Here is a 21769-nt window from a genome sequence, read left to right as displayed (position 1 = left end):
TGCCGGTACTGGCAAGCGTCTGCGCTGTTCTGTTGCTTTCGCGTCCGAAGCCGGGTGGGTTGCCGCCAACGCAAATCCGGCCGATCACAGGAAAGGTGAATGCTGCGGCACCGGGTGTTGCGGCGCGGCACGTCTCAAGCCATCCAAAAGCGGCACCAGCATGGCAGCATGCCTGAGGCAAAACGACCTACAGGCACATTGCCGCCCGCTCCTTCTATCGCGCAGATCGGCATAGGATTTCGCCTGGGAAGATGGGATGGAAAGATCAGGAAAGCATAAGGGGAGGGAGTGCAGTGCGCTTGAATGATTGCGCGCGACGCTAGCAGAGCATCGCGGTTTGAGCTGGACGCAACTCGCCGCCAAATAGTGGGCTGAGGGTCGGTTCGGAGAGCAGGAACCCTTGCACGTGCGTTGCGCCGGCGCCTTGCGCGGCCTCAAATTGTGCATAAGTTTCAACACCTTCGACCACAACGACGGGAGCGACGCAGGACGCCAGACCCACCATGTGCAGAAGGAACCGCTCCGCGTCGGGACGTCCGAGCCGCAGGAAGAAGCCGTCGATCTTCACGATGTCGACGGGCAAGGACAAAAGTGCCTCCGGCGTCGAAAATCCCGTTCCGAAGTCATCGACGGCGACCCGATATCCAAGCTCGCGTACGCTTCGAACGAAACACCCGGCCGTCGGGAGCGCTGAGATCGGTAGGCTTTCGGCGAGTTCGAGCACGAGGCGCGGTGCCAGCCCCCGATGGGTCGACAGCAGATCCAGGAGCAGCGTCCGGTTACGTTCATCGCAGATGCTTTCGACCGAGATGTTGCAGCCGAGGTCGGCGGTTGGATGATGCGCCAACCAGTCGAAGGCGAGCGTGAGCATGTGCCTGTCCAGCGCAGCAATGCGGCCGGCCGCCTCCAGATAGCGTATGAACTCGCTGGCGGTCATGACCTCGCCGTCGGGTCGGATGATCCTTCCCAGACACTCCGAATAGAGCACGGTGCCGACATCGGCGACGGCATTGACGTGTTGAAGTGAAAACCCGACGCGCCCTTCTTTTGCTGCGTGGTCGAAGATTTCCACAACACGGTCAGACATTTAAACTCCATTGGCTTGGACGCGGGTCCGGATGCAGCCACCGGCTCACCAAGTGAGCCGGTGGCCAGTTCCTCGTTATTGGGCGGTCTCCGGCTCCGGTTCGACAACAACCACCGTCTGCGGCGGCAGCGTGCCGCGGATTTCGTCGATCTTGCCAACGGCGGGGCCGACCCCGAGAATCCCCTTGGCTTCGTCGACCATGTCGTCGGTCACCACGCCATCCTTGGTGAAGCCCGCTAGCGCCTCGCGCAGCGCTTCGTCGCTCAGCGCAGGATCGGCTGGGATGGCGTCGACGCCATTTTCCGCCTCGAACTGCGCATAGGCGATTGCGTAAGCGGAAACGGCCGCCATCTTCGGATCGTTTGAATTGAGATAGGCGTGGTAGTTGCGGTTGAGCGAGTTGAACCCTCGCTTAGACTCGGGCGCCACAACGGGATCGACTACCGGATCGACCACCGGGTCCGATGCAACCACGACCGATTTGGCGGGTTTCTCGGCTTTTGCCGATTTGGCTGCCTTGGTCGCCTTGGTCTTGCTGCCGGAGGTCCCGGATTTGTGCTGCGATTTTCCACTGGACTTGCCAGTGCTCGTTTCCTTGCTTCCGCGGGAAGTGTCGGATTTGCTGTGGCCAGAACCGCCACCGTGGCTCCCGCCATTGCCACCACCGTTGCCCCCGCCGTTACCGCCGCCGCCACCATTGCCACCACCGCCGCCATTGCCGCCTTTGGCGTAGGCGGAATCGATCAGGCTCAGGGAACCGGCAGCCATTGGCGCGACTGCCAGCGTCAGCGCCATGATGCTCCGGGCGATCAGCTTCGTCACAGGCATAGATATCTCCTCATTTCCAACTGGTCGTTCTCATTTGCTTACGGATCGAGACACGACGTTCGATGTGAAGACGATATCTGCGCCTCCGAGACGGCGCCATCGGCCCCCGACCATTGCCTTTTCGCCTAGGACCTAGGTCCTATTCCGCAGCATCAAAGGTCCGAACAGTTCGGTCGCGATGGCTGCGCCATTGACCCTGTCATGAGAGTGGTTAGGTTGGCGCGGCCTTGCTACAATCGTCGCGCCGCACGAGCCGGCGGCCCGATCCGAGAGACCTGGTGCGCGTCCAACAGCTTATCACCCGCTGGAATTCTCAATCTCTAGCCACCCAGTTCCTGCTGATCGGAGGAGCGGTCGCCGCTTGTGCGATGGTTCTGGTCGGCGCCTTCGTATCGAACAGGATCGAAGACGCAGTCACCCGGAATTCCGCCGCAACGACGGCGCTTTACGTCGACAGCGTGATCGCGCCGTTGCTGCCCGATATGCAGACGAATGAAGTGCTCGATGAAACGGTTGCCCGTGCGCTGGACGAGACCCTTGGCCAGGGCGCGCTCGGCGAACGCCTCCTCTCGTTCCGCCTTTGGCGTGCGGATGGCACGCTTCTCTATTCGAGTGACCAGGCGGCCGTCGGCACCAAGGTGGAGCCAAGCGAGGAACTTCAGACGGCATTTTCAGGCAAAATGGTCGCCCGCTTCGACCAGGCCGGGGATGGGACGGCGGACAGGGCTACGGCCGAGCCGGCGCTTGCCATCTACAATCCGGTGCTCCAGCCCTGGTCCGGCCAGGTGGTGGCCGTGTCGGAATTTCATGAGGTGGCCAATGATTTCGAACAAAGCCTCAATCAGGCGCGCGCACACACCTGGTTGGCGGTCGCAGCCTTCACGCTTGCCTTCTTCGTCGTGCTGTCGGCGATCGTGCTTCGGGGCAGCAAGACGATCGAGAGCCAGCGGCATGCGCTCGCCCAGCGCGTCGACGAGCTTTCGGCATCGCTGGCGCAGAACGAAACGTTGCGCGGCCGGCTGCAGCGCGCATCGCAGCGCGCCACCGCGTTGAACGAAAGCTATCTGAGGCGCATCGGCGCGGACCTGCATGATGGCCCCGCCCAACTCGTCGCCTATGCTTCGCTAAGACTGGGCAGCGAGACCTTGAAGCGCGACGCGACGCCGGCGGCCACCCGTGCGCGCGAGATCGGCGCGATCAAGGCGAGCCTCGACGAGGCGATGCAGGAGATCCGCACAATCTGCGGCGGCCTGGTCCTGCCGCAGATCGAGACGGCCGGATTGGCAGAGATCCTGCAGCGTTGCGTGAAGGCCCATCAGCAGCGCACAGGGGCGGCGGTCGAGCTCGCCCTGGCCGATCCGCCGGACCGTCTGTCGCAGGCGGCAAAGATCTGCATCTACCGCTTCGTGCAGGAAACCCTCAACAACGGCTACCGGCATGCCGGCGGCGTGAGGCAGCAGGTATCGCAACGAACAGTCGGCGACCGTGTCACCATCGAGGTCGCCGATGGCGGACCCGGATTTGATCCGGACAAAGTTCCGCCCACAAGTCTTGGTCTTGCCGGCCTGCGCGAACGGATCGAAAGTCTCGGCGGAACGTTTGAGCTCATCATCGAGCCGACCGGCACCACCGTTCGCATGACGACCAGCGTCAAGGAGATCTGACAATCATGACGTCAAGGATACGCGTTGCCGTGGTCGACGACCACCCTCTGTTTCGCGAAGGCGTGACCCGGAGCCTGTCGGAGATCGAGGGGTTTGAGATCGTCGCCGAGGGCAGTTCGAAGGACGACGCGACCGGGATCGCGCAAAGCCTCGGACCGGATGTGATGCTCATGGATATCTCCATGCCGGGCGGCGGGCTGGAGGCGATACCGGCGATCCTGGAGGTCGCTCCGTCGCAGAAGATCATCATGCTCACGGTTTCCGAAGACGGAGATGACGTGACCACGGCGCTCGACCGTGGTGCCACCGGCTATGTGCTGAAGGGGGTCGGCGCCTCGGCGCTCGCCGAGGTCATTCGCACTGTCGCTTCGGGCGAGCGTTACGTGGCGCCGACCCTTTCGGCCAAGCTTTTGTCGACGAAGGGCCCGGCCCAGCCTGGAAAATCCGGTCTGGTCGCAACCCTGACGCCCCGCGAGAAAGAGGTTCTGCACCTGGTGGCCGCCGGCATGAGCAACAAGCATGTCGCCATCGAGCTGGACCTGCAGGAAAAGACCGTGAAGCATCACATGACGCAGATCATGACGAAGCTGGGGGTCGCAAACCGCACCGAAGCGGCAATGGTTCTGCGCGACGCGCGCGAGCTTTAGTCTCTAAGACCGACCGATACCGTCGCACCGCCGACGCCGATCGGCGGCGCGTGCTAATGCGCCAGGGTCTCCATGCGCTGCTTGTCGGCTGATGTCGCGCGGCGGTTGATGATCGTCCGTCCGCGGGCATCCTTCATGATGTAGCGCCCCTTCCTGACTTGCTCGGTTATGCCGCCCTTGTGACGGATACCGGTTTCGCCATCGTCGGTGGCGTCTTCATTGGCACGGGAGGCCTTGGAGTTTCCGCCGGAACGGGTTTCGTTGGAATTCCCGTTTCCATTGCCGTTGCCACCGCCATTGCCGTTATTGCCGCCACCGCCGTTCCCGTTCCCTCCGCCATTACCACCACCATTCCCACCGCCGTTGCCGCCGCCATTATTGCCGTTCTTGGCGAGGGCGACCGTCTCGGTCATCGACAGACCTGCGCGGGTCAGATCGAGCTTGTAGGGAAGGGTCGTCACCAACAGGATCGCGGGCCAGAAGAATGCAGCAAGAAAAATCCGGCGATTGGGCATTTCAGTCCTCTGGCGATGTCGCGGCACAGGGTGGGCACGCTCCGGCGGATACCGGCAAGTTCGACTTTGCTCATGGCCGGCATGGCCAGTCAACGCGCGTCTGCGCCGGTTACGCTTTCCCAGACCTTTCCCCGGCGACGGCCGGACAATCGTCGGATTCCCTTAGGACCAAAGTCGGGTTCCATGCGTCGTCGTTTGGCGGCTGTGGCCTGCGCTCTTGCCGAGCAGCGACCGTGGCGTGACGGGTAGTCAGGCGATGGCGCGATTGAAATTGTCATGCACGCCGTTGCATCGTTTCATTTGGCCATATTCTCGACATCGAGATCGTTGACGTCTCCGGCAGGCTGGGACCACCCGGCGCTCATCGAGCGCCCGCTCCTGCACCTCTTCGGAGGCCCGGGGACGGGCGTTTTGCGCCTTTTGAAAGATCAACACTTGTCACACGACAAATCGACCGGGCACGTCAAGAAACGCATCGTGCTGCATTTTCCGGGCTTCGAGCCGCTGGATGCCGTCAAGCATCAGGCGCGCTACAAGCGATCGGCGGTCAAGACGGCGAGACTTCAGGATTTCGATGTTCAGGTCGGGCAGGTGGAGAGCGAGGGACCCGGCCGCTATTTCGACGTGGATAGCCAGGGCGCCGACTGGCAGACGGCCAGCCGCGTCTACATCTTCGATCACGACGAGATCGTCCGACGCCTGAATGGCCGGGGCACGCTGCATCGAATGGTCGCGGGCTACCTGAGCGCCCTGCGCGTCGTCTGGGAAGGCGGCGCATTCGGCTACTTCCGGCATGCCTGGCGGTTCGGCCTGTTCTTTCTCTTTCCGTTCCTGCTGGTGGCAATTGGCGTCGCGGGGAGCGTGTTGATCGGCACCGCCCCCTACTGGCTTGCGCTTGAATCATCGCTTCTCGTCCTGAGCGCGATCGTCGCCTACCTGGTCTTTTTCAAGCTGTTTCTCCCCTGGTCGGAGCGGTGGCATACCCTGCATCTCTTTTCCGACTGGGAGCTGGCGGTTGCCGTTGCGCGTCTGGAAAAACCATATTTAAAGCAATGGGTTGAAGACAGCCTGGCATCCGTGCGGGCCGCGCTCAACGAACCGGCCGACGAGTACGTCATCAGCTCTCACAGCATGGGCTCCAGCATCGCCACCCAAGTGATCGGCGCCCTGGTGGAGCGGGAGCCAGGCCTCTTTGCCGGAAAACGCATCGTCTTCGTCACGCTCGGCGGCGCGATCCTGCAATGTGCGCTGCTGCGCTCAGCCGAAGTGTTGCGCGCGCGCGTCGGCGCCATCGCCCGGGTGAAGGATATCTTCTGGTTCGACGTCCAGTGCCTGACCGACGCGATCAATTTCTATAGATGCCAGGTGGTGGCGCTTGCCGGACACGGCGATGCGCCCCAGCCGCCCATCGTTTTCATCCGGCTCAAGCATATGCTGTCACCGGAGCGCTATGGCCGGATCAAGCGCGACTTCCTGCGTGTGCACCGCCAATACGTGCTCGATGCCGACGTTCGCGCGCCCTTCGATTTTACGATGATGACGGCCGGGCCGCTCCCGGCCGCCTCATTCGCCAACGCGGCCTGAAGGCAAACAGTCCTGTCGGGGCAGGGCTGTTGCTTGCCGCTCACGTACTCAGCACCGAGAGACCGCTCTCCCGGTCGAACAGGTGCAAGCCGTTTGGCTCGATTGTGAAGGATACGGCTTCCCCCGGCCTGGGGCAGCCGCTGGCCTTGACCAGTGCGCCAATTTCCTTGCCGGCAAACAGAAAGGTCACGAGCGCGTCGTTACCATGAAACTCGACCAGGTCGGCGATGCCCTCGATACGATTGAGCCCGCTTTCCGCCGGCGCCAGGTCGGCGGGACGTATGCCCAGCACTAGCGTCTGGCCATGGCGAAGCGTGAACCTGTCGTCCGAGATCGCGAAGCTGCCGCCCGCACTGCGCAACAGCCAGCCGCCTTCGGTCTTTTCGGCCGTCACGTCGATGAAATTCATGTTGGGTGTGCCGATAAAGCCGGCGACGAAGAGCGTGCGCGGGCGTTCGTATATCTCGGCGGGCGTTCCGACCTGCTCGATCGCGCCACCCTTCATCAGGACGATCCGGTCGGCAAGTGTCATCGCCTCCAACTGGTCGTGGGTCACATAGATCGTCGTGGTCTTTAGCTTCTGGTGCAGCCGGGCGATCTCGACCCGCATGTGATTGCGCAGCTTCGCGTCGAGATTGGAGAGCGGCTCGTCGAAGAGGAAGACCCGCGGCGTCTTGATCATCGCGCGGGCGATAGCGACGCGCTGTTGCTGCCCGCCGGACAGCTCGGTCGGCTTGCGGGCGAGATAGGGCTCGAGGCCGAGCGTTGCCGAAACAGCGCGAATCCGCGTATCGATCTCCGCCTTCGGCACCTTCATGCGCTTCAGTCCGAAAGCGATGTTGTCGTAGATCGTCATGTGTGGGTAGAGCGCATAGTTCTGGAAGACCATGGCGACGCCGCGGTCGCGAGGCGGCAGGTCGTTGACCGCCCGCCCGCCGATCGAGACGATGCCGCCGGATATGTCTTCGAGACCGGCAATCATGCGCAGCAGCGTGGACTTGCCGCAGCCGGATGGACCGAGAAACACGATGAATTCATGATCGGCGACATCGAGGTTGAAATCCTTGATGACATCAACGGCGCCGTATTGCTTGTCGACATTGGAGCAGACGATGTTCGCCATGGCTCAATCCTTCCCACTGTCCATGCGGATCTGTAGTTTGATATCAGTCGGTCGGGCGGATGCGGCCTGCTCGAATGCCCTGATGCTGTCTTCGAAGCGGAAGGTTTCAGTGATCAGCGGCTTCAGATCGACCTTGCCGGACGCGATCAATTGCAGGGCGCGGTCGAAGATGTTGGCGTAACGAAACACCGTTTCGATCCGGACTTCCTTGGAGATTGCGCCCGGAACGTCGAATTGTACCGGTTCGACCGGCAGGCCCACCAGAACCACGGCACCGCCCGGGCGGACCAGATCGAATATCCCGGAAAAGGCCTTGGCGCTGCCGCTCGCCTCGAAGACGAGATCGGCGCCCCAGCCGCCGGTTTCCGCGGCGATGACATCGGCAAAAGGCCGCTCGGCGATGTTGACCGGGATGATGCCCGGATACTGAGCGGCGATCGCCAGCTTCTCCGCGCTGAAATCGGAGATGAAGACACGGCTGCAGCCACCGGCAAGGGCTGCGAGCGCCACCATGATGCCGATCGGCCCGCAGCCGATCACCGCGGCGACATCGCCCGGTGCAATCCGCGCGCGGGCGGCTGCCTGCATGCCGATGGCGAACGGTTCGACCATCGCGCCTTCGGCAAAGGAGATGTTGTCGGGAAGCTTGTAGGTGAAGGCGGCGGGATGGACTGCGAAGGGAGCGAGCACGCCATGAACCGGCGGCGTTGCCCAGAACCGCACCTTGGGATCGACATTGTAGATGCCGAGTTTGGAAGCCCGGGAGGTCAGTTCTGGAACACCCGGCTCCATGCAGACCCGGTCGCCGACGTCGAGCGTTTCGACATTGCTTCCGACCGCGACGACGGTGCCGGCCGCCTCATGACCGAGCACCATCGGTTCGCGCACCACATAGGGGCCGATGGCGCCGTGGGTGTAGTAGTGCACGTCGCTGCCGCAGACGCCGACCGTGTCGATGGCGATCTTGACATCATCGGGACCAAGTTCCAGCGGGAGATCGATCTCCCGGATTGCGAGCTTGCCTTTTTGCTCGAGGACCAACGCTTGCATGAAGGATTTCCTTGTTTTTCCAGTCTTGGGATTCATTGGGTCTTGCGCTTGAAGGCGCTGTTGAGCATGCCACTTAGAACCCCGATGAAGAGCAGCGGCGGGATGGAGAGCAGCACGACGGAGGCGTTGAGGATGCCCCAGGGCACGTCGCGACCGAGTTGCGTCAGCTCCGAGGCGACGATCGGCAACGTCTTGGCGTCGGACGTCGTCAGCATCAGCGCAATCAGGAATTCGTTCCAGACGAGCACGAAGGCAAAGGCGACAGCTCCGATCAGCGACCGAAGGGCAATCGGCAGCGCGATAAGGAAGAAGATCGCATAAGGACCGTAGCCATCGACGCGGGCAGCCTCCTCGACTTCCTTCGGCACTCGCGCAAAGGCCGGGACGCTCAGCCAGATGATGGTCGCGAGCGTCAGCAGCGAATAGGTGACGATCATCGACAGGCGGGTGTCATAGAGGCCGAAATCGAGCCAGATCACCATCAGCGGAATGGCGATCGCGACCGGCGGCAGGAAGCGCAGCGACAGAACGAAGAACTGAATGTCGCGGGACCAGCGGTTGGGATAGCGCGCGATCGCATAGGCGGCGGGCAGGCCGAGAGTGGCACCGATCAGCACCGCAGCGCCCGATATCAGCAGCGAATTGACGAGGCCGGCAAAGACGCTTTCGCGGCCGAGCACATAGGCGAAGTTGTCGAGCGTCGGCTCGAAGAAGAAGAGCGGGGTCGGTGTCACGATGTCGACCCGGTTCTTGAAGGCATTGAGCGCGGTCCAGAACATTGGAAACACGGCAGAGAAGGCGGCGGCGGCAAGGATGAGCCGGCCAATGAAGCGGCCAAGGGCGTGGGCGGTCATCACTGAACCCTCTTCCAGATGAAGGTGAAGGCGATCGAGGTGGCGATCATCATCAGAACCGCCATGCTGGAGGCGTAGGAAATCCGGCCGGACTCGATGAAGCCTTGCGAGAAGGCGTACATGTCGAGCGTTTCGGTCGCGATGCCGGGGCCGCCGCGGGTCATGACGTAGATCAGGTCGAAGGCGCGCAGCGACTCGATCATCTTGACGAAGGCAAGCGAGATCAGCGGCGCCTTCAGCATCGGCAGCGCGATGAAGGCATAGATCTCCCATGTGCGGGCATGGTCGAGCTTTGCTGCCTCGAAGGGTTGCGGTGGCAGCGTTTCCAGGAGCTTCAGCACGATGACGGCGAAGAACAGGCCCCATTGCCAGACATCGACCAATGCGACTGTCGCAAGTGCAGTCGCCGGATTGGACAGGAGATCGAGTGGCTGACCGATGATTGCCTTGTAGGGATAGGTGGCGATGCCATAGAGCGGATGGAAGGCGAACTTCCAGACGAAGGCGGCCGAAACGCGTGGCAGGATCACCGGTACCAGAAACAGGAGCGCCAGCAGGTTGCGCGTTCGCGGCGAGACGCATTCGAACAGCAGAATGCCAAGGCCGACGGCGATGGCGAGCGTCATGCCGACGGTCACGGCTTCCCAGGTCAGGGAGACGCCGATCGCATTGATGAAGCGGCGGTCCGAGAAAAGGTCGATATAATTGGCGAAACCGACGAAGCTGCCGTCCGGACGGCTGAGTTCCCGGTTTTGGAACGATATGTAGATCGCATAGGCCGTCGGCACGAGGGCGAGAACGGCAAGGATGCCCATGGCCGGGGTGAGGAACACCGCCGGCAGGCTGTTTTTCTGCTTCATGTGATCAGTCCTACGGCTGGGCTTTGAACGCCCCCGATGGTGCGGGCCACCGGCGGCTTTGCCGGCCGATGGCCCTTGGGAGGAACCGGCTTACTGGCTGCGGGCAACCAGGTCTTTGGCGAAGCCGTCGAGTTCGTCGAGGCCTTCCTTGATGTCGGTGCGCGTTCCGGTGATCAGCTCCTCGAGGATGATGCCCCAGCGGTCGCCAAGATCAGGCCATTGCGGGTTCTGCCAGAAGTTGACGGCGGTGACCTTGCCGGTATCAGCAAGCGCCTGGCCGAGATCGGGGCCGTAGAGCTCGGCGAATTTCGGGCTGGTCATGATGCTGGTGCGATTGAGTTCGCTGAACTGTCCGGCTTCGAGCCGCCGGGCCTCGTTTTCCTTCGAGGTCGCCCAAGCTACGAACAGACCGGCGCAGGCCTTGGAGGCCTCATCCTTGTTGGCCTTCATGCCGATTGCCAGACCATGGCCGTAGCCGCCGCCCGTCAACGGTGCCGGAGGCGGCAGGTAGCCGACCTTGCCGGCCACCTTCGAGGACTTCGGATCGATCGCCATGCCGACGAGCGGGGTGGATTCGATCAGCATCGCCACCTGGCCGGAGGTAAAAGCACCAACCGCCTCGTCCCAGCCGCCGGTCTGGCTGCCCGGTGCCGAGTACTTGAAGAGTTCGAGATAGGTCTCGGTCGCCTTGACCGCCTGTTCGCCGTCAAAGACCGGCGTCTTGCCGTCGAACCAGTTGCCGCCAAAGCCCTTGAAGAATGGCATCCAGCGCCAGACATTGGCGCCCGAGCCGCGCTGGCCGCGAAGGGCTGTGCCGTAGATACCCTGGTCGGGCTGATTGAGCTTCTTCACTGCGGCAACATATTCGTCGAGCGTCTTCGGCGGCGTAATGCCGGCCGCCTCAAGCAGGTCCTTGCGGTAGACCATGAGGTCCCCGCCGCCAGTGACCGGCGCAAACCAGACCTTGCCGTCATAGGTCGCGACCTTCTGGCGGCCCGGATCGAAATCGGCGTAGTCGTAGTCATCAGGATAATAGTCCATCAGCGGCGCGACCCAGCCGGCCGACGCAAATAGCGCCACATTTGCCTCGTCGATGTAATAGACGTTGTACTTGCCGATGGTCGAGGCGTCCGCCTTGGTCTTGGCGCGGCGGTCGTTTTCGTTGAGATAGTCGATCTCAAAGGATGCGCCGCCCGAGAGCTTCTCGAATTCGGACTTGTAGTCTTCGAGCAGCGTCAGGCCGTCGCGCGGCTGGGCGAGCACCTTGATCGTGCCGGAGCATTCGGCAGCGACCGCAACAGTCGTCAGGCCGGTGGAAAGAAGGCATGCGAAGGCGATGCTCGAAACGAGCGTTTTGGCTTTTTTCATTGTGAAAAGACCTCCCCAGGTCTGCGATGCGCGCCGGATACTCCTCAGATCCAGTGCGTTTTCCTCATAGCGAACCGTTTCGCTGGGTTCGATGATAGGCCTTACGCTCTGCCGAACTAGCGTGCGCGATGCGGCAATTCTGTACTTTCTTGCAGAAAATTGCCAGATGCCAGCCGTTTGCAGCGCAGCAAACGCAAGGATTCATTGCCTGGGTGGGTGAAACGCGCCTAAGAACGGGAAGTACGACGCTGGCCCGTCAGCCGCCTGTAGGCCGAAGGCGTCATCTTGTGCTGGCGCAGGAAGGTGCGATTGAAATTGGAGATGTTGAGGTAGCCGACCTCGAAGCAGATGTCGGTGATCGGCACGTCGGTTTCGGCAAGCAGCTTGCACGCCTGCCAGATGCGCAGCTTGTTGACGTGGTCGGTAAAGGTGTTGCCGGTATTCTTCTTGAAGAAACGGGAAAAGGCCGTTTCGCTCATGCCGGCCTGCCGGGCAAGATCGGCAAGATGAATGTCGGTGGCGATGTTCTCGTAGATGAAGGCCAGAGCGCCGCGCAGCACGTCAAGCGATTGTTGGTCGAGTTCTGGCGCGAATTCCGGCGAGGAGAGCAACTCGTATTCTTCGGTGTTGACCAGCAGATCGAGCAGCTGGATGAACAGCGAGAAGCGCGAGAGCCCTTTCAGGCTGCCCATACGTTCGATCAGATCGGCGCCCTTGGCGCGGGCTTCGCCATGAAACACCAGGCCGCGCTCGGCGCGGGCGAAGAAGGCCTCGAGCTCGGCAAATTCCGGTAGGGCGTCGGTGATCTCGCGCATGCGATCCGGGTGGAACTGCATGACGATGTCACGGCCTTCGATAATCTCATCGGGTTCGGTAACCGTTACCCAGTCATGCGGCAGGTTGCTGCCGATGACGGTGAGATAACCCGGACCGAACTGGCCGATATGATCACCGACGAAGGCAAGGCCCGAGGCCTTGCGGATGAGATGGATTTCGATCTCCGGATGGAAGTTCCAGACGTTCCGTTCCCAGGGATAGTTGTCGAGACGCCATAGGAACGTCTCGTTGACGCCGGTGACGATGTGCTCGAAGGTCGGCGGGTTGGTTGCGAGCGAAGCGGGCTTTGCCGGCGCGCGTTTTGAGCCTCGCGCCGTACTCATCGCCTGACCCTCCTTCGCGCCGTGTCGATCGGTCGTCTCCTTTGGAGAAGGAGCGGCTGCCTATTGCACCCAAGCCGCCCCGTTTTCCGGACTATGTCAGGCGCGTTCGGCCCAGATCTTGGCGAGCTCGACCAGCGTCTTGACGCTGCACTCCATGTCCTGGCGGCTGACCCATTCGAGCGGCGAATGGAAGGCGTGGCCGCCGGCGAAGAGGTTGGCCGAAGGCAGACCCATGAAGGAGAGCCGCGAACCGTCGGTGCCGCCGCGGATGCTGCCGCGCACCGGCTGCATGCCGGCCCGGCGGATCGCCTCGATGGCGTTTTCGACGATCTCCGGATGGCGGTCGAGGATGGCCTTCATGTTGCGGTACTGCTGCTTGACCTCGAAACTGTAGGTGGAGCCCGGATAGGCCTTCATCACGTCCTTGACGATGCCTTCGAGCATGGCTTCCTTCGAGGCAAGGCCCGCCTCGTCGAAGTCGCGCACGATGAGGCCGAGCTGCGCCCTGTCCATCGAGCCGGTCACGCCGGTCGGATGCACGAAGCCGTCGCGGCCCTCGGTGCCCTCGGGCGAAACCTCCCGCGGCAGCCGGCTAATGATGTTGCCGGCGATCTTGATGGCGTTCTCCATCTTGTCCTTGGCAAAGCCCGGGTGGATGGCGACGCCCTGAATGACGATCTCGACGCCATCGGCGGAAAAGGTCTCGTCCTCGATATGGCCGGCGGTTTCGCCATCGACCGTATAGCAGAATTGGGCCCCAAGCTTCTTCAAGTCGACCTTGTCGACGCCGCGGCCGATCTCTTCGTCGGTGGTGAAGAGCAGCTTGATCGTGCCGTGCTTGATTTCGGGATTGTCGACGAGAACTTGAGCGGCCGCGACGATCTCGGCAAGCCCGGCCTTGTCGTCGGCGCCGAGCAGCGTCGTGCCGTCGGTCGTGACGATGTCATTGCCGATCTGGTCGTTGAGAACCGGGTGGTCGGCGACGCGGATTACCTGCTGCGGATCTCCCGTGAGCCTGATATCGCCGCCCTGGTAGTTGCTGACGATCTGCGGCTTGACGTTCGTGCCGGTGAAATCCGGCGCCGTGTCCATGTGCGAGCACCAGCAGATGACCGGCACCGGCTTGTCCACGTTCGAAGGAATGGTGGCATAGACGTAGCCGTTTTCATCGAGATGGGCGTCGGCAAGGCCGATCGTCAGCAGTTCCTCGACGAGCACGCGACCGAGGTTCTTCTGCTTTTCCGTCGACGGCTGCGTCTTCGACCTCGCGTCGGACTGGGTGTCGATGACGACATAACGAAGGAAGCGGTCGAGAACGGTATCGGTCATGGCGGGAATCCAATGCTGGTGGGCGTCAGACCGCTATACCCCCAGACCGAGACGAGGGAAAGTCGTGACCGCCCAACGCATGCGGTTGGTCGTGGCCCGACTGGCTCCTCCGGTCGCGGCGCAGACGATGCCGATCAGTAGATTTTTCCAGCCGTCGTCTCGGTCTCGCCTCTGGTACCCTTGAACTCCGCTGCCAGCTTCGACGTGGCGCCGACCAGCAGGCCGACATCGTTGCCGACCGCCACAAAGGTCGCGCCGAGTTCTAGGTAGCGGCGGGCAAGGGCCTGATCGGAGGTCAGGATACCGGCCGCCTTGCCGTGCGACTGGATGCGAAGGAGCGCCGCCTCGACTGCTTGCTGTACCTCCGGCGCACCGGGCTTGCCGAGAAAGCCCATGTCTGCGGCAAGATCGGCCGGGCCGATGAAGACACCGTCGACGCCGTCGGTGGTCGTGATCTCGTCGAGGGCGGCAAGGCCGGCGCGGCTTTCGATCTGCACGAGCAGGCAGACCTCGTCATTGGCGGTCTGCAGATAGTCGGGAATACGGTTGAAGGCCGATGCCCGGGCAAGGGCGGCACCGACTCCACGCACGCCATGGGGCGGATAACGCACGGCGCGCACCAGGGCGCGGGCCTGTTCGTCGCTTTCGACCATCGGCACCAGCAGCGTCTGCGCGCCGATGTCGAGGATCTGCTTGATCATCCAGGTCTCGCCGATCGGCGGCCGGACGATGGCGTGGCTTGGCGATGCGGCGAGTGCCTGGAGCTGTGCTGCCAGAAGCGGTATGTCGTTCGGCGCATGCTCGGCGTCAAGCAGCAGCCAGTCGAACCCGGCGCCGCCGCAGATCTCGGCCGTATAGGGATTGGCGAGCGCCAGCCAGAGACCGATCTGCGGGCGCTTGTCAGTGAGGGCCTGTTTGAACGGATTGCGCGGAGCGGGCATGGGCGTTCCTATTCGAAGAAGCAGCTGACGGTGCCGGACGGGCCGAAGTCGGCGACGATGGTGTCGCCATGGCGGGCCTCGACCGGGCGGATGAAGGAGCCGGCAAGCACGATCTGGCCGGCCTCGATACGGTCGCCGTAGAGCGCCAGGCGATTGGCGAGCCAGGCGATGCCGCGGGCCGGGTGGTTGAGCACGCCGGCGCCCAGTCCTGTCTCTTCGACCTCGGCATTGCGCGAGACGATCGCGCCCATCCAGCGCATGTCGATCGCATCGGGCCGCATCTGTCTTCCGCCAAGCACGATGCCGGCATTGGCGGCGTTGTCGGAGATGGTATCGACGATCGTGCGCGCCTTCTTCGTTTCCGGATCGACGCGCAGGATCCGCGTATCGAGGATTTCGAGCGCCGGCGTCACGTAATCGGTGGCGTTCAACACGTCGAAGACGGTGACATTGGGGCCGGAAAGCGGCGCCTTCATCACGAAGGCGATCTCGGCCTCGATGCGCGGCTGAATGAAACGATTGCCCGGAATGCGCGCGCCGTCCTCAAACAGCATGTCATCGAAGAGCACGCCGGAATCGGGGATGTCGATGTTGAGCGCATATTGCATCGCCTTCGAGGTCAAGCCGATCTTCCAGCCGATCACCCGGAGTCCAGCGGCGATCTTCTTCTTCACCCAGGCGGCCTGCACCGCATAGGCGTCGTCCATGGTCATGTCGGGATGCTGCAGCGACAGCAGTCCGGTCTGGACGCGCTCGCGTTCGGCGATGTCGAGTGCCGTCGCGGCTGACTCGATCTGGTTCTTGTCGAGCATGGGTCAGGCCTCGTCGGCAACTGGGTTGATGAGCGTGCCGATGCCTTGGGCCTCGACCTCGACAATGTCGCCAGGCTTCAGCCAGATTGGCGGATCGAAACGGGCACCGGCGCCAGTCGGCGTGCCGGTGACGATGACGTCGCCGGGCACCAGCGTCGTGAAGGTAGAGACGTAATTGATGATCTTGCGGAAGGAGAAGATCATCCGGCTGGTGCGGTCTTGCTGGCGAACCTCGCCGTTCACGCGGGTTTCCAGCTTGATGTCGGCAAGCTGGGCCTCGTCGGTGAATGGCACCAGCCAAGGACCGATCGAGCCGGTGCGGTCGAAGTTCTTGCCCTGGGTGACGTTGAACTTGGCATGGCGCACCCAGTCGCGGATCGTGCCTTCGTTTGAGAGCGAAAGCGCGGCGACGTGGTCGAGCGCCGTCGCCTCGCGGATACGACGACCGCCCTTGCCGATGACGATGACGATCTCGCCTTCATAATCGAGCTGTGCGCTTTCCGGCGGGCGGATCAGCGGCTGACTGTGGCCGGTAAACGAGCGCGGGAAACGGATGAACAGCGACGGGTTGGAGGGTGCCACCTGCCCGTCCTTGTATTCCTCATTGCGGTCCGGAAAATTGACGCCGACGCAAATGATCTTTTCCGGTGCCGGTATAGGGATCTCGTAGCGGATATCGTCGAGCGAAATGTCCGCCGGCAGTCCGGCCGCTTCGTCGGCAAGCCGGGTAAGGGCACCGGCTTCGATCACCTCGCGCAGCGTCGGAAAGGTCGATCCATATCGTGTGCTAAGGTCGATCAATCCATTGCCGGAAACGAGGCCGTAGCCCCGCCTGTTTCCGGCCGAAAAGGTGACGAAACGGGGAGGTGTCATCGGGAAGCCTTCGTTTTTTCGTGTTGTCCGTCGAGCGCGGCGGCGACCTCGACAATGACCTCGAACGCCGTCTCGGCATCCTCTTGCGTCATGTCGAACTGGCCCGCCTGGAAACGGATCGCCACGCGACCATCGACGCGCGTCTGGGTCAGGTAGATGCGGCCGTCATCATTGATCGCGTTGACCAAAGCGATGGTGTGGGCGTCCGGATCCCCTTCGCTCAGATGGCGGAACGAAAACAGCGACAGCATCGGTGCGGTCACGATCTCGAATTCCCGGTGCTCGGCCAGCCGCTCCGCCAGTTGCCGGGACCAGCGCACGTGGTTGCGGACCATCGTCTGCAGGCCTTCGAGACCATGGAAGCGCAGCAGGAACCAAAGTTTCAGAGCCCGGAAACGCCGGCCGAGCGGGATCGTCCATTCGGAATAGTTGATGATACCGTCGCGCCCGTGCGTCTTCAGATATTCCGGCTGGATCGCCAACGCCTTCACCAGATCATCGGGACTGCGGATGAAATGCGCCGAGCAGTCGAACTGCGCGCCCAGCCACTTGTGCGGATTGAAGACGACGGAGTCAGCGTTTTCGACGCCGGCCCAGAGTTCGCGAAACTCCTCGCAGATCATCGCGGCACCGGCCCAGGCGGCATCGACATGGACGTAGAGACCGTGCGCATGGGCGACCCGCACGACCTCGGCGATGTCGTCGCAGGCACCCGTGCTTGTGCCTCCGGTGCAGGCGATCACGCCCGCCGGCACGAGGCCTGCTGCCTTGTCGCGGAGGATCGCCGCTTCGAGCGCCTGGCAGTCCATCGCCCGCCGCGGCCCGTTCGCCGGGATACGCACGAGGTTCTCCTCGCCGATCCCCGAGACCCAGATCGCCCGGTCGATCGAGGTGTGAACCTGATCGGAGGAATAGATGCGAAGCTGCTGCTGGCTGGCGAGGCCCTTCTTGTTGCCGTTCCACCCGAGCGCCTTCTCGCGCATGACAAGCACGGCCGAGAGTGTCGCCGAGGACGCCGAATCCTGGATCACACCGGAGAAGCCCTCGGGCAGTCCGATCGCCTGGCGCAGCCAGTCGAGGACCTTGGTCTCGAGCTCGGTCGCCGCCGGCGAGGTCTGCCAGAGCATGCACTGCGCCGCCATGGCGGTGACGAGGTATTCGGCGACGACGGAGACGGGTGCCGCGTTCGCCGGGAAATAGGCGAAGAAACGCGGATGCTGCCAATGGGTCATGCCAGGCAGGATAATCTTTTCGAAGTCCTCGAAGATCGCCTGCATGTCCTCGCCGGTCCGCGGCGGCTGCGCCGGGATCTGGGCGGCAATTGCCCCCGGTGCCGTCTGCGCCCGCACGGGGCGGTCACGCAGCGAGGCGCGATAGTCCGCACCCCATTTCGCCGCCTTCAGCGACCATTCGGTGAAACTCTTTTCGTCCATTTTCTACTCCCGTTCGATGCGAGGCCCTTACCCGATCCACTCGCCAAACGTCACGGCGCGACGATCGGTTGGGCTTTCAGGATCGAGTCCCTCGCCTCGGCACCGGCAAAGGCGCTGCCTTCCTCAAACCAGGATTTCGGTGCCGGCGCGCCCCAGAGCGTCTGGCGCTGCGGGTCCTTCAGGTCCCACTTGATCGGTTCCAGATCCGGATCGACGGTCTGGTAGTCGGAGCAGTAGATCTCGATGCGGTGTCCATCAGGGTCGCGGACATAGAGGAAGAAGGCGTTGGAAATGCCGTGGCGGCCGGGGCCACGTTCGATATTGGCGAGCCAACCGGAGGTCGACATCAGGTCGAGCAGGTCGATGATGTTGAGCGGCGTCGGTACCCAGAAGGCGGTGTGGTGCAGGCGCGGGCCGCGGCCGTTGGTAAAGGCGATGTCGTGCACGCCGCCCTTGCGATGGGTCCAGGCGGCCCAGAGACGTCCCGTCTCCTCATCGGCCGTGTATTCCGTTACCCGGAAGCCGATCTCGTTGTAGAAGGCGACCGCTTCGTCGACATTGGGCGAGAAGCAGTTGAAGTGGTCGATGCGCAGCGGTTTGACGCCGCGGTAGAGCGCGTATTTCTGGTGGATTGGCGGCAGACGGTCCATCTTCGAATAGAATTCGAGCGGGATGCCCTGCGGGTCACGGGTGCGAAAGGTGCGTGACTGGTAGGGGCGTTCGATCCACTCGACAGGCAATTCTTTCGCTTTGAAGAAATGCGCGGCCTTTTCGAGATCCTCGTCGCCAAAGACCTTGAAGCCGAGGTCGCGAGCCTCTGCGCTCGACCCCTTCTTCAGAATGATGCAGTGGTGGCCGCGTTCCTCCATGGCCCTCAGATAGATCGTGTCCGCCGTCTCGTCGGTGACCTGCAGGCCGAGTACGTCGACATAGAAGGCGCGTGATTTGGCGAGATCGGTGACGGCGAGCTCCACATGGCTCAGCCGCACGATGTTGAAGGGCGGGTAGAGGTTCGGTTTCGGCAAGGGCATTGATGTCTCCTCCAGTTTTTTTTGCCAGCGCGCTCAGCCGCCGAGCTTGGCGATCGCGTGCGCCGAGCTGGCAAAGGCGATGTTCTTGGTTTCCATGTAAAAATCGAACGACCAGTCGCCGCCGTCGCGGCCAATGCCCGAGCTCTTGACGCCGCCGAACGGCGTCGGCAGGTGGCGCACATTCTCCGAGTTCACCCAGATCATCCCGGCCTCCAGATGATCGGTGAAGCGGAACGCGCGGGTGACGTCGGAGGTCCAGAGATAGCCGGTCAGGCCGTATTGCGTGTCGTTGGCAAGCGCCAGCGCCTCCGCCTCGTTCTTGAACGGGATCGCCGTCAGCACCGGCCCGAAGATTTCTTCCTGGGCAATGCGCATGCCGTTATTGGCGCCGGTAAAGAGCGTCGGGGTCACATAGCAGCCACCGCCCGGACCGTCGAATTTCTCGCCGCCGGCAGCAATGGTTGCACCCTCCTCGCGGCCGATTCGGATATAGTCGAGCACCTTCTTCTCATGCACGGGGTGAATGAGCGGGCCGACGACGGTCTCGGGGTCAAGCGGATGACCGACCTTGATGCGCTTGGCCTTCTCGGCGACGAGCGCGGTGAACCGGTCATAGATGCTGTCTTCGACCAAAAGGCGCGAGGACGAGGTGCAGCGTTCGCCGTTCAGTGAATAGATCATGAAGACGGCGGCGTCGGCCGCGCGTTCGAGATCGGCATCGGCAAAGACGATCACCGGGTTCTTGCCGCCGAGTTCGAAATGGACGCGCTTCAGTGTCTCGGCACCCTGCTTCATGATCATCGAGCCGGTGCGGCTTTCACCGACGAAGCCGATCGCCTTGATATCGGGGTGTTCGGTCAGCGCCCGGCCGGCGTCTTCGCCGAAACCGTTGACCAGGTTCCAGACACCTTTCGGCAGCCCGGCCTCCTCGGCGATCTCCACCAGCAGCCGTGCGGTCAGCGGCGAGAACTCCGCCGGCTTGTGGACGACCGTGCAGCCGGCGGCGAGCGCCGGGGCGATCTTCCAGGTCGACAGCATGAAGGGCGTGTTCCAGGGCGTGATGATGCCGACTGGGCCGATCGGCACGCGCGTCGTCATGTTGATCTGGTTGCCGCCGCGCAGCATCTTGCCGTCGCGTGCCTCCGGCGCCCGGTCGGCAAAGAAGCGGAAGTTTTCCGCACCGCGCAGCGCCGCCTTGGCCATGAACTTCAGCGATTGTCCGGTATCCACGCACTCGACGAAGGCGATCTCCTCGGAGCGCGCGACGATCGCATCGGCAATTTTATGCAGGAGCTTCTTGCGCGTATCGCCGGGCATGGACGCCCATTCGGCGAAGGCTGCTTTCGCGGCCTTGGCGGCGCGGTCGATATCGGCTGCCTTGCCGCGCGCGATCTTTGCCAGCGGTTTCAGGTCGATGGGCGAGATGGTCTCGAAAGTCTCGCCATCAAGCGAGGGAAGGGCTTCACCGTTGATGTAATTGAGCACGCCTTCGCGTCTGAAGCGGGCAAGAAAGCGTTCCGCCTTGGCGAGGTTTTCGGCGAGCTTGGACATGATGGTCTCCGATGCTGGCGCAGACTTCGCCGCGCACTGCTGTGTTTTTGTGGGAGGGCCGCGCTCAGCCGTTGGAGGCGCGCAGCCTGGGGTGAATGGCGTTCTTCTTCCAGCTCAGCTCCGGATCGATCTCGCGGATCTCCAGGCTGAGGGCGAAATGCGGCGTCGAGAAGAGCGTCGAGAGTTCTTCGCTGACGGCCTTGAAAATCGCGTCGCCGGTCGCCTTCTTCTCCGCTTCCGTGCGGCCGCGGCCGATGCGGAAGGACAGGTCGATGAAGCCGTTTTCCGGCAGGAGGTCGGCGATCGCATAGTCGCGGCTCTGGATCGTGCGCACCCTGATGGCGCCAAGCTCGAAGAGGCCGGTGCCGAGGATGGTCGCGTGCACCGTGCGGCACAGCTTGGCAAAGTCGACGCGAGTGTCGAGGTTACCGGAATATTCGATTGTCAGATGCGGCATCTTTCCTCCCGATGCGCTCTCATATATTTAACACGTTAACGAAATTGCCGACAGTGTCAAGCAGCCCGTTTCCCGCAGCTGCGCCTGCCGATTGCAGAACGAAAGAAAATGTCCGATAGAACGCCTATGAGCCGCGAAAAGCCTCCCACCGACCTGGGCCACGACGCCCTTTTGCCGCACAACACGCGCCGTTCGCTGCCGATCGCGCTTCTGCGCGCACGCGAAGCCGTCATGGCGCATTTTCGACCGATGCTGGCGCGTCACGATATTACCGAGCAACAATGGCGGGTGATCCGCATTCTCGCCGAAGCCGGCCGGGTCGATGCGTCCGAGATGGCCGACAAGGCCTTCATCCTGGCGCCAAGCCTGACGCGCATCATCCGCTCGCTCGAGGAGCGCGGCCTGATCACCAAGCATAAGGACGCCGACGACGGCCGGCGCGTTCTGCTCGAGATCGCGCCCGAGGGCATGCGGGTGATCGCCGACGTCAGCCCGGAAAGCCGCGCGATCTACGAGGAGCTCGAAGCTCGCTACGGCCACGAGCGCGTCGAAGTCCTGCTCGATATGCTGGACGAACTCGCCAGTCTCAACGACTGAGTGCT

Annotated in this window: 21 protein-coding genes; 4 read left to right on the top strand and 17 right to left on the bottom strand. The window is 62.7% G+C overall.

The genetic code is table 11. The features are described 5' to 3' along the window. Window positions 1-319: 319 nt before the first annotated feature. Together AC3WVQ_RS28535 and AC3WVQ_RS28530 are read right to left on the bottom strand one after the other, a co-directional pair. The gene (locus AC3WVQ_RS28535; protein WP_492383293.1) at window positions 320-1087 is read right to left on the bottom strand and encodes an EAL domain-containing protein; all 768 of its coding nucleotides are present in this window, start codon (window positions 1085-1087) and stop codon (window positions 320-322) included. Window positions 1088-1162: 75 nt separating this feature from the next. After that, on the bottom strand, window positions 1163-1915 hold the full coding sequence (locus AC3WVQ_RS28530; protein WP_034787762.1) for a hypothetical protein: 753 nt from the start codon (window positions 1913-1915) through the stop codon (window positions 1163-1165). A 278-nt stretch (window positions 1916-2193) separates the two neighbouring features. On the opposite strand from AC3WVQ_RS28530, the gene AC3WVQ_RS28525 reads away from it, so the two are divergent. Further along, window positions 2194-3579 carry a sensor histidine kinase gene (locus tag AC3WVQ_RS28525; RefSeq protein WP_034787765.1) on the top strand — a complete coding sequence of 462 codons (1386 nt, stop codon included), beginning with the start codon at window positions 2194-2196 and terminating at the stop codon, window positions 3577-3579. A 5-nt stretch (window positions 3580-3584) separates the two neighbouring features. Further along, a complete protein-coding gene (locus tag AC3WVQ_RS28520; RefSeq protein ID WP_034787767.1) occupies window positions 3585-4226 on the top strand; it encodes a response regulator in 642 nt (213 codons plus the stop codon). Window positions 4227-4279: 53 nt separating this feature from the next. Here the strand turns inward: AC3WVQ_RS28520 and AC3WVQ_RS28515 are convergent, their stop codons facing one another. Next, window positions 4280-4741, bottom strand: a complete 462-nt coding sequence (locus AC3WVQ_RS28515) for a hypothetical protein (RefSeq protein WP_060517781.1) — start codon at window positions 4739-4741, stop codon at window positions 4280-4282. Window positions 4742-5017: 276 nt separating this feature from the next. Between AC3WVQ_RS28515 and AC3WVQ_RS28510 the strand changes: the two genes are divergently transcribed. Beyond that, complete coding sequence (locus AC3WVQ_RS28510) at window positions 5018-6325, top strand: hypothetical protein (RefSeq protein ID WP_404524610.1); 1308 nt, start codon at window positions 5018-5020, stop codon at window positions 6323-6325. Between the two features lie 40 nt (window positions 6326-6365). On the opposite strand, the gene AC3WVQ_RS28505 is transcribed toward AC3WVQ_RS28510, so the two are convergent. The 14 genes from AC3WVQ_RS28505 to AC3WVQ_RS28440 form a co-directional block, all read right to left on the bottom strand. Further along, the gene (locus AC3WVQ_RS28505) at window positions 6366-7448 is read right to left on the bottom strand and encodes an ABC transporter ATP-binding protein (RefSeq protein WP_060582299.1); all 1083 of its coding nucleotides are present in this window, start codon (window positions 7446-7448) and stop codon (window positions 6366-6368) included. A gap of 3 nt (window positions 7449-7451) precedes the next feature. After that, window positions 7452-8498 (bottom strand): NAD(P)-dependent alcohol dehydrogenase, encoded by a 1047-nt coding sequence (locus AC3WVQ_RS28500; RefSeq protein ID WP_492383292.1) that lies wholly within the window; start codon window positions 8496-8498, stop codon window positions 7452-7454. A gap of 32 nt (window positions 8499-8530) precedes the next feature. Next, complete coding sequence (locus AC3WVQ_RS28495) at window positions 8531-9352, bottom strand: carbohydrate ABC transporter permease (RefSeq protein ID WP_034787776.1); 822 nt, start codon at window positions 9350-9352, stop codon at window positions 8531-8533. After that, window positions 9352-10212: a carbohydrate ABC transporter permease gene (locus AC3WVQ_RS28490; protein ID WP_034787778.1), complete on the bottom strand. Its 861-nt coding sequence runs from the start codon at window positions 10210-10212 to the stop codon at window positions 9352-9354. The genes AC3WVQ_RS28495 and AC3WVQ_RS28490 overlap by 1 nt, the downstream gene beginning before the upstream one ends. Before the next feature lie 90 nt (window positions 10213-10302). Then, window positions 10303-11580, bottom strand: coding sequence for an ABC transporter substrate-binding protein (locus tag AC3WVQ_RS28485; protein ID WP_082566294.1), 1278 nt, complete (start codon window positions 11578-11580; stop codon window positions 10303-10305). A 227-nt stretch (window positions 11581-11807) separates the two neighbouring features. Continuing rightward, complete coding sequence (locus AC3WVQ_RS28480; RefSeq protein WP_051659111.1) at window positions 11808-12740, bottom strand: helix-turn-helix domain-containing protein; 933 nt, start codon at window positions 12738-12740, stop codon at window positions 11808-11810. Window positions 12741-12836: 96 nt separating this feature from the next. Then, entirely contained in the window at window positions 12837-14069 is a 1233-nt protein-coding gene (gene pepT, locus AC3WVQ_RS28475) for a peptidase T (protein ID WP_134886299.1), read from the bottom strand. Window positions 14070-14203: 134 nt separating this feature from the next. Next, window positions 14204-15010 carry a 4-hydroxy-2-oxoheptanedioate aldolase gene (gene hpaI / locus AC3WVQ_RS28470; RefSeq protein ID WP_060582294.1) on the bottom strand — a complete coding sequence of 269 codons (807 nt, stop codon included), beginning with the start codon at window positions 15008-15010 and terminating at the stop codon, window positions 14204-14206. Between the two features lie 8 nt (window positions 15011-15018). Further along, window positions 15019-15822 (bottom strand): 2-oxo-hept-4-ene-1,7-dioate hydratase, encoded by an 804-nt coding sequence (hpaH, locus tag AC3WVQ_RS28465; protein ID WP_060517797.1) that lies wholly within the window; start codon window positions 15820-15822, stop codon window positions 15019-15021. 3 nt (window positions 15823-15825) lie between these two features. Then, the gene (locus tag AC3WVQ_RS28460) at window positions 15826-16695 is read right to left on the bottom strand and encodes a fumarylacetoacetate hydrolase family protein (RefSeq protein ID WP_492383291.1); all 870 of its coding nucleotides are present in this window, start codon (window positions 16693-16695) and stop codon (window positions 15826-15828) included. After that, window positions 16692-18128, bottom strand: coding sequence for a pyridoxal phosphate-dependent decarboxylase family protein (locus AC3WVQ_RS28455; RefSeq protein ID WP_492383290.1), 1437 nt, complete (start codon window positions 18126-18128; stop codon window positions 16692-16694). The genes AC3WVQ_RS28460 and AC3WVQ_RS28455 overlap by 4 nt, the downstream gene beginning before the upstream one ends. A 50-nt stretch (window positions 18129-18178) precedes the next feature. Continuing rightward, entirely contained in the window at window positions 18179-19159 is a 981-nt protein-coding gene (gene hpaD / locus AC3WVQ_RS28450) for a 3,4-dihydroxyphenylacetate 2,3-dioxygenase (protein WP_134886300.1), read from the bottom strand. A 33-nt stretch (window positions 19160-19192) separates the two neighbouring features. Next, window positions 19193-20710: a 5-carboxymethyl-2-hydroxymuconate semialdehyde dehydrogenase gene (gene hpaE / locus AC3WVQ_RS28445; RefSeq protein ID WP_060517805.1), complete on the bottom strand. Its 1518-nt coding sequence runs from the start codon at window positions 20708-20710 to the stop codon at window positions 19193-19195. Window positions 20711-20774: 64 nt separating this feature from the next. Then, a complete protein-coding gene (locus AC3WVQ_RS28440; RefSeq protein ID WP_034787798.1) occupies window positions 20775-21167 on the bottom strand; it encodes a 5-carboxymethyl-2-hydroxymuconate Delta-isomerase in 393 nt (130 codons plus the stop codon). A 108-nt stretch (window positions 21168-21275) separates the two neighbouring features. On the opposite strand from AC3WVQ_RS28440, the gene hpaR reads away from it, so the two are divergent. Beyond that, on the top strand, window positions 21276-21764 hold the full coding sequence (gene hpaR / locus AC3WVQ_RS28435; protein ID WP_034787802.1) for a homoprotocatechuate degradation operon regulator HpaR: 489 nt from the start codon (window positions 21276-21278) through the stop codon (window positions 21762-21764). The last annotated feature ends 5 nt before the right edge of the window (window positions 21765-21769 follow it).

It is taken from the genome of Ensifer sp. EB106-05-01-XG146 (assembly GCF_058791875.1).
Note: the sequence above shows the minus strand (reverse complement) of the source record. Positions and strands in the feature narration are given on the sequence as shown.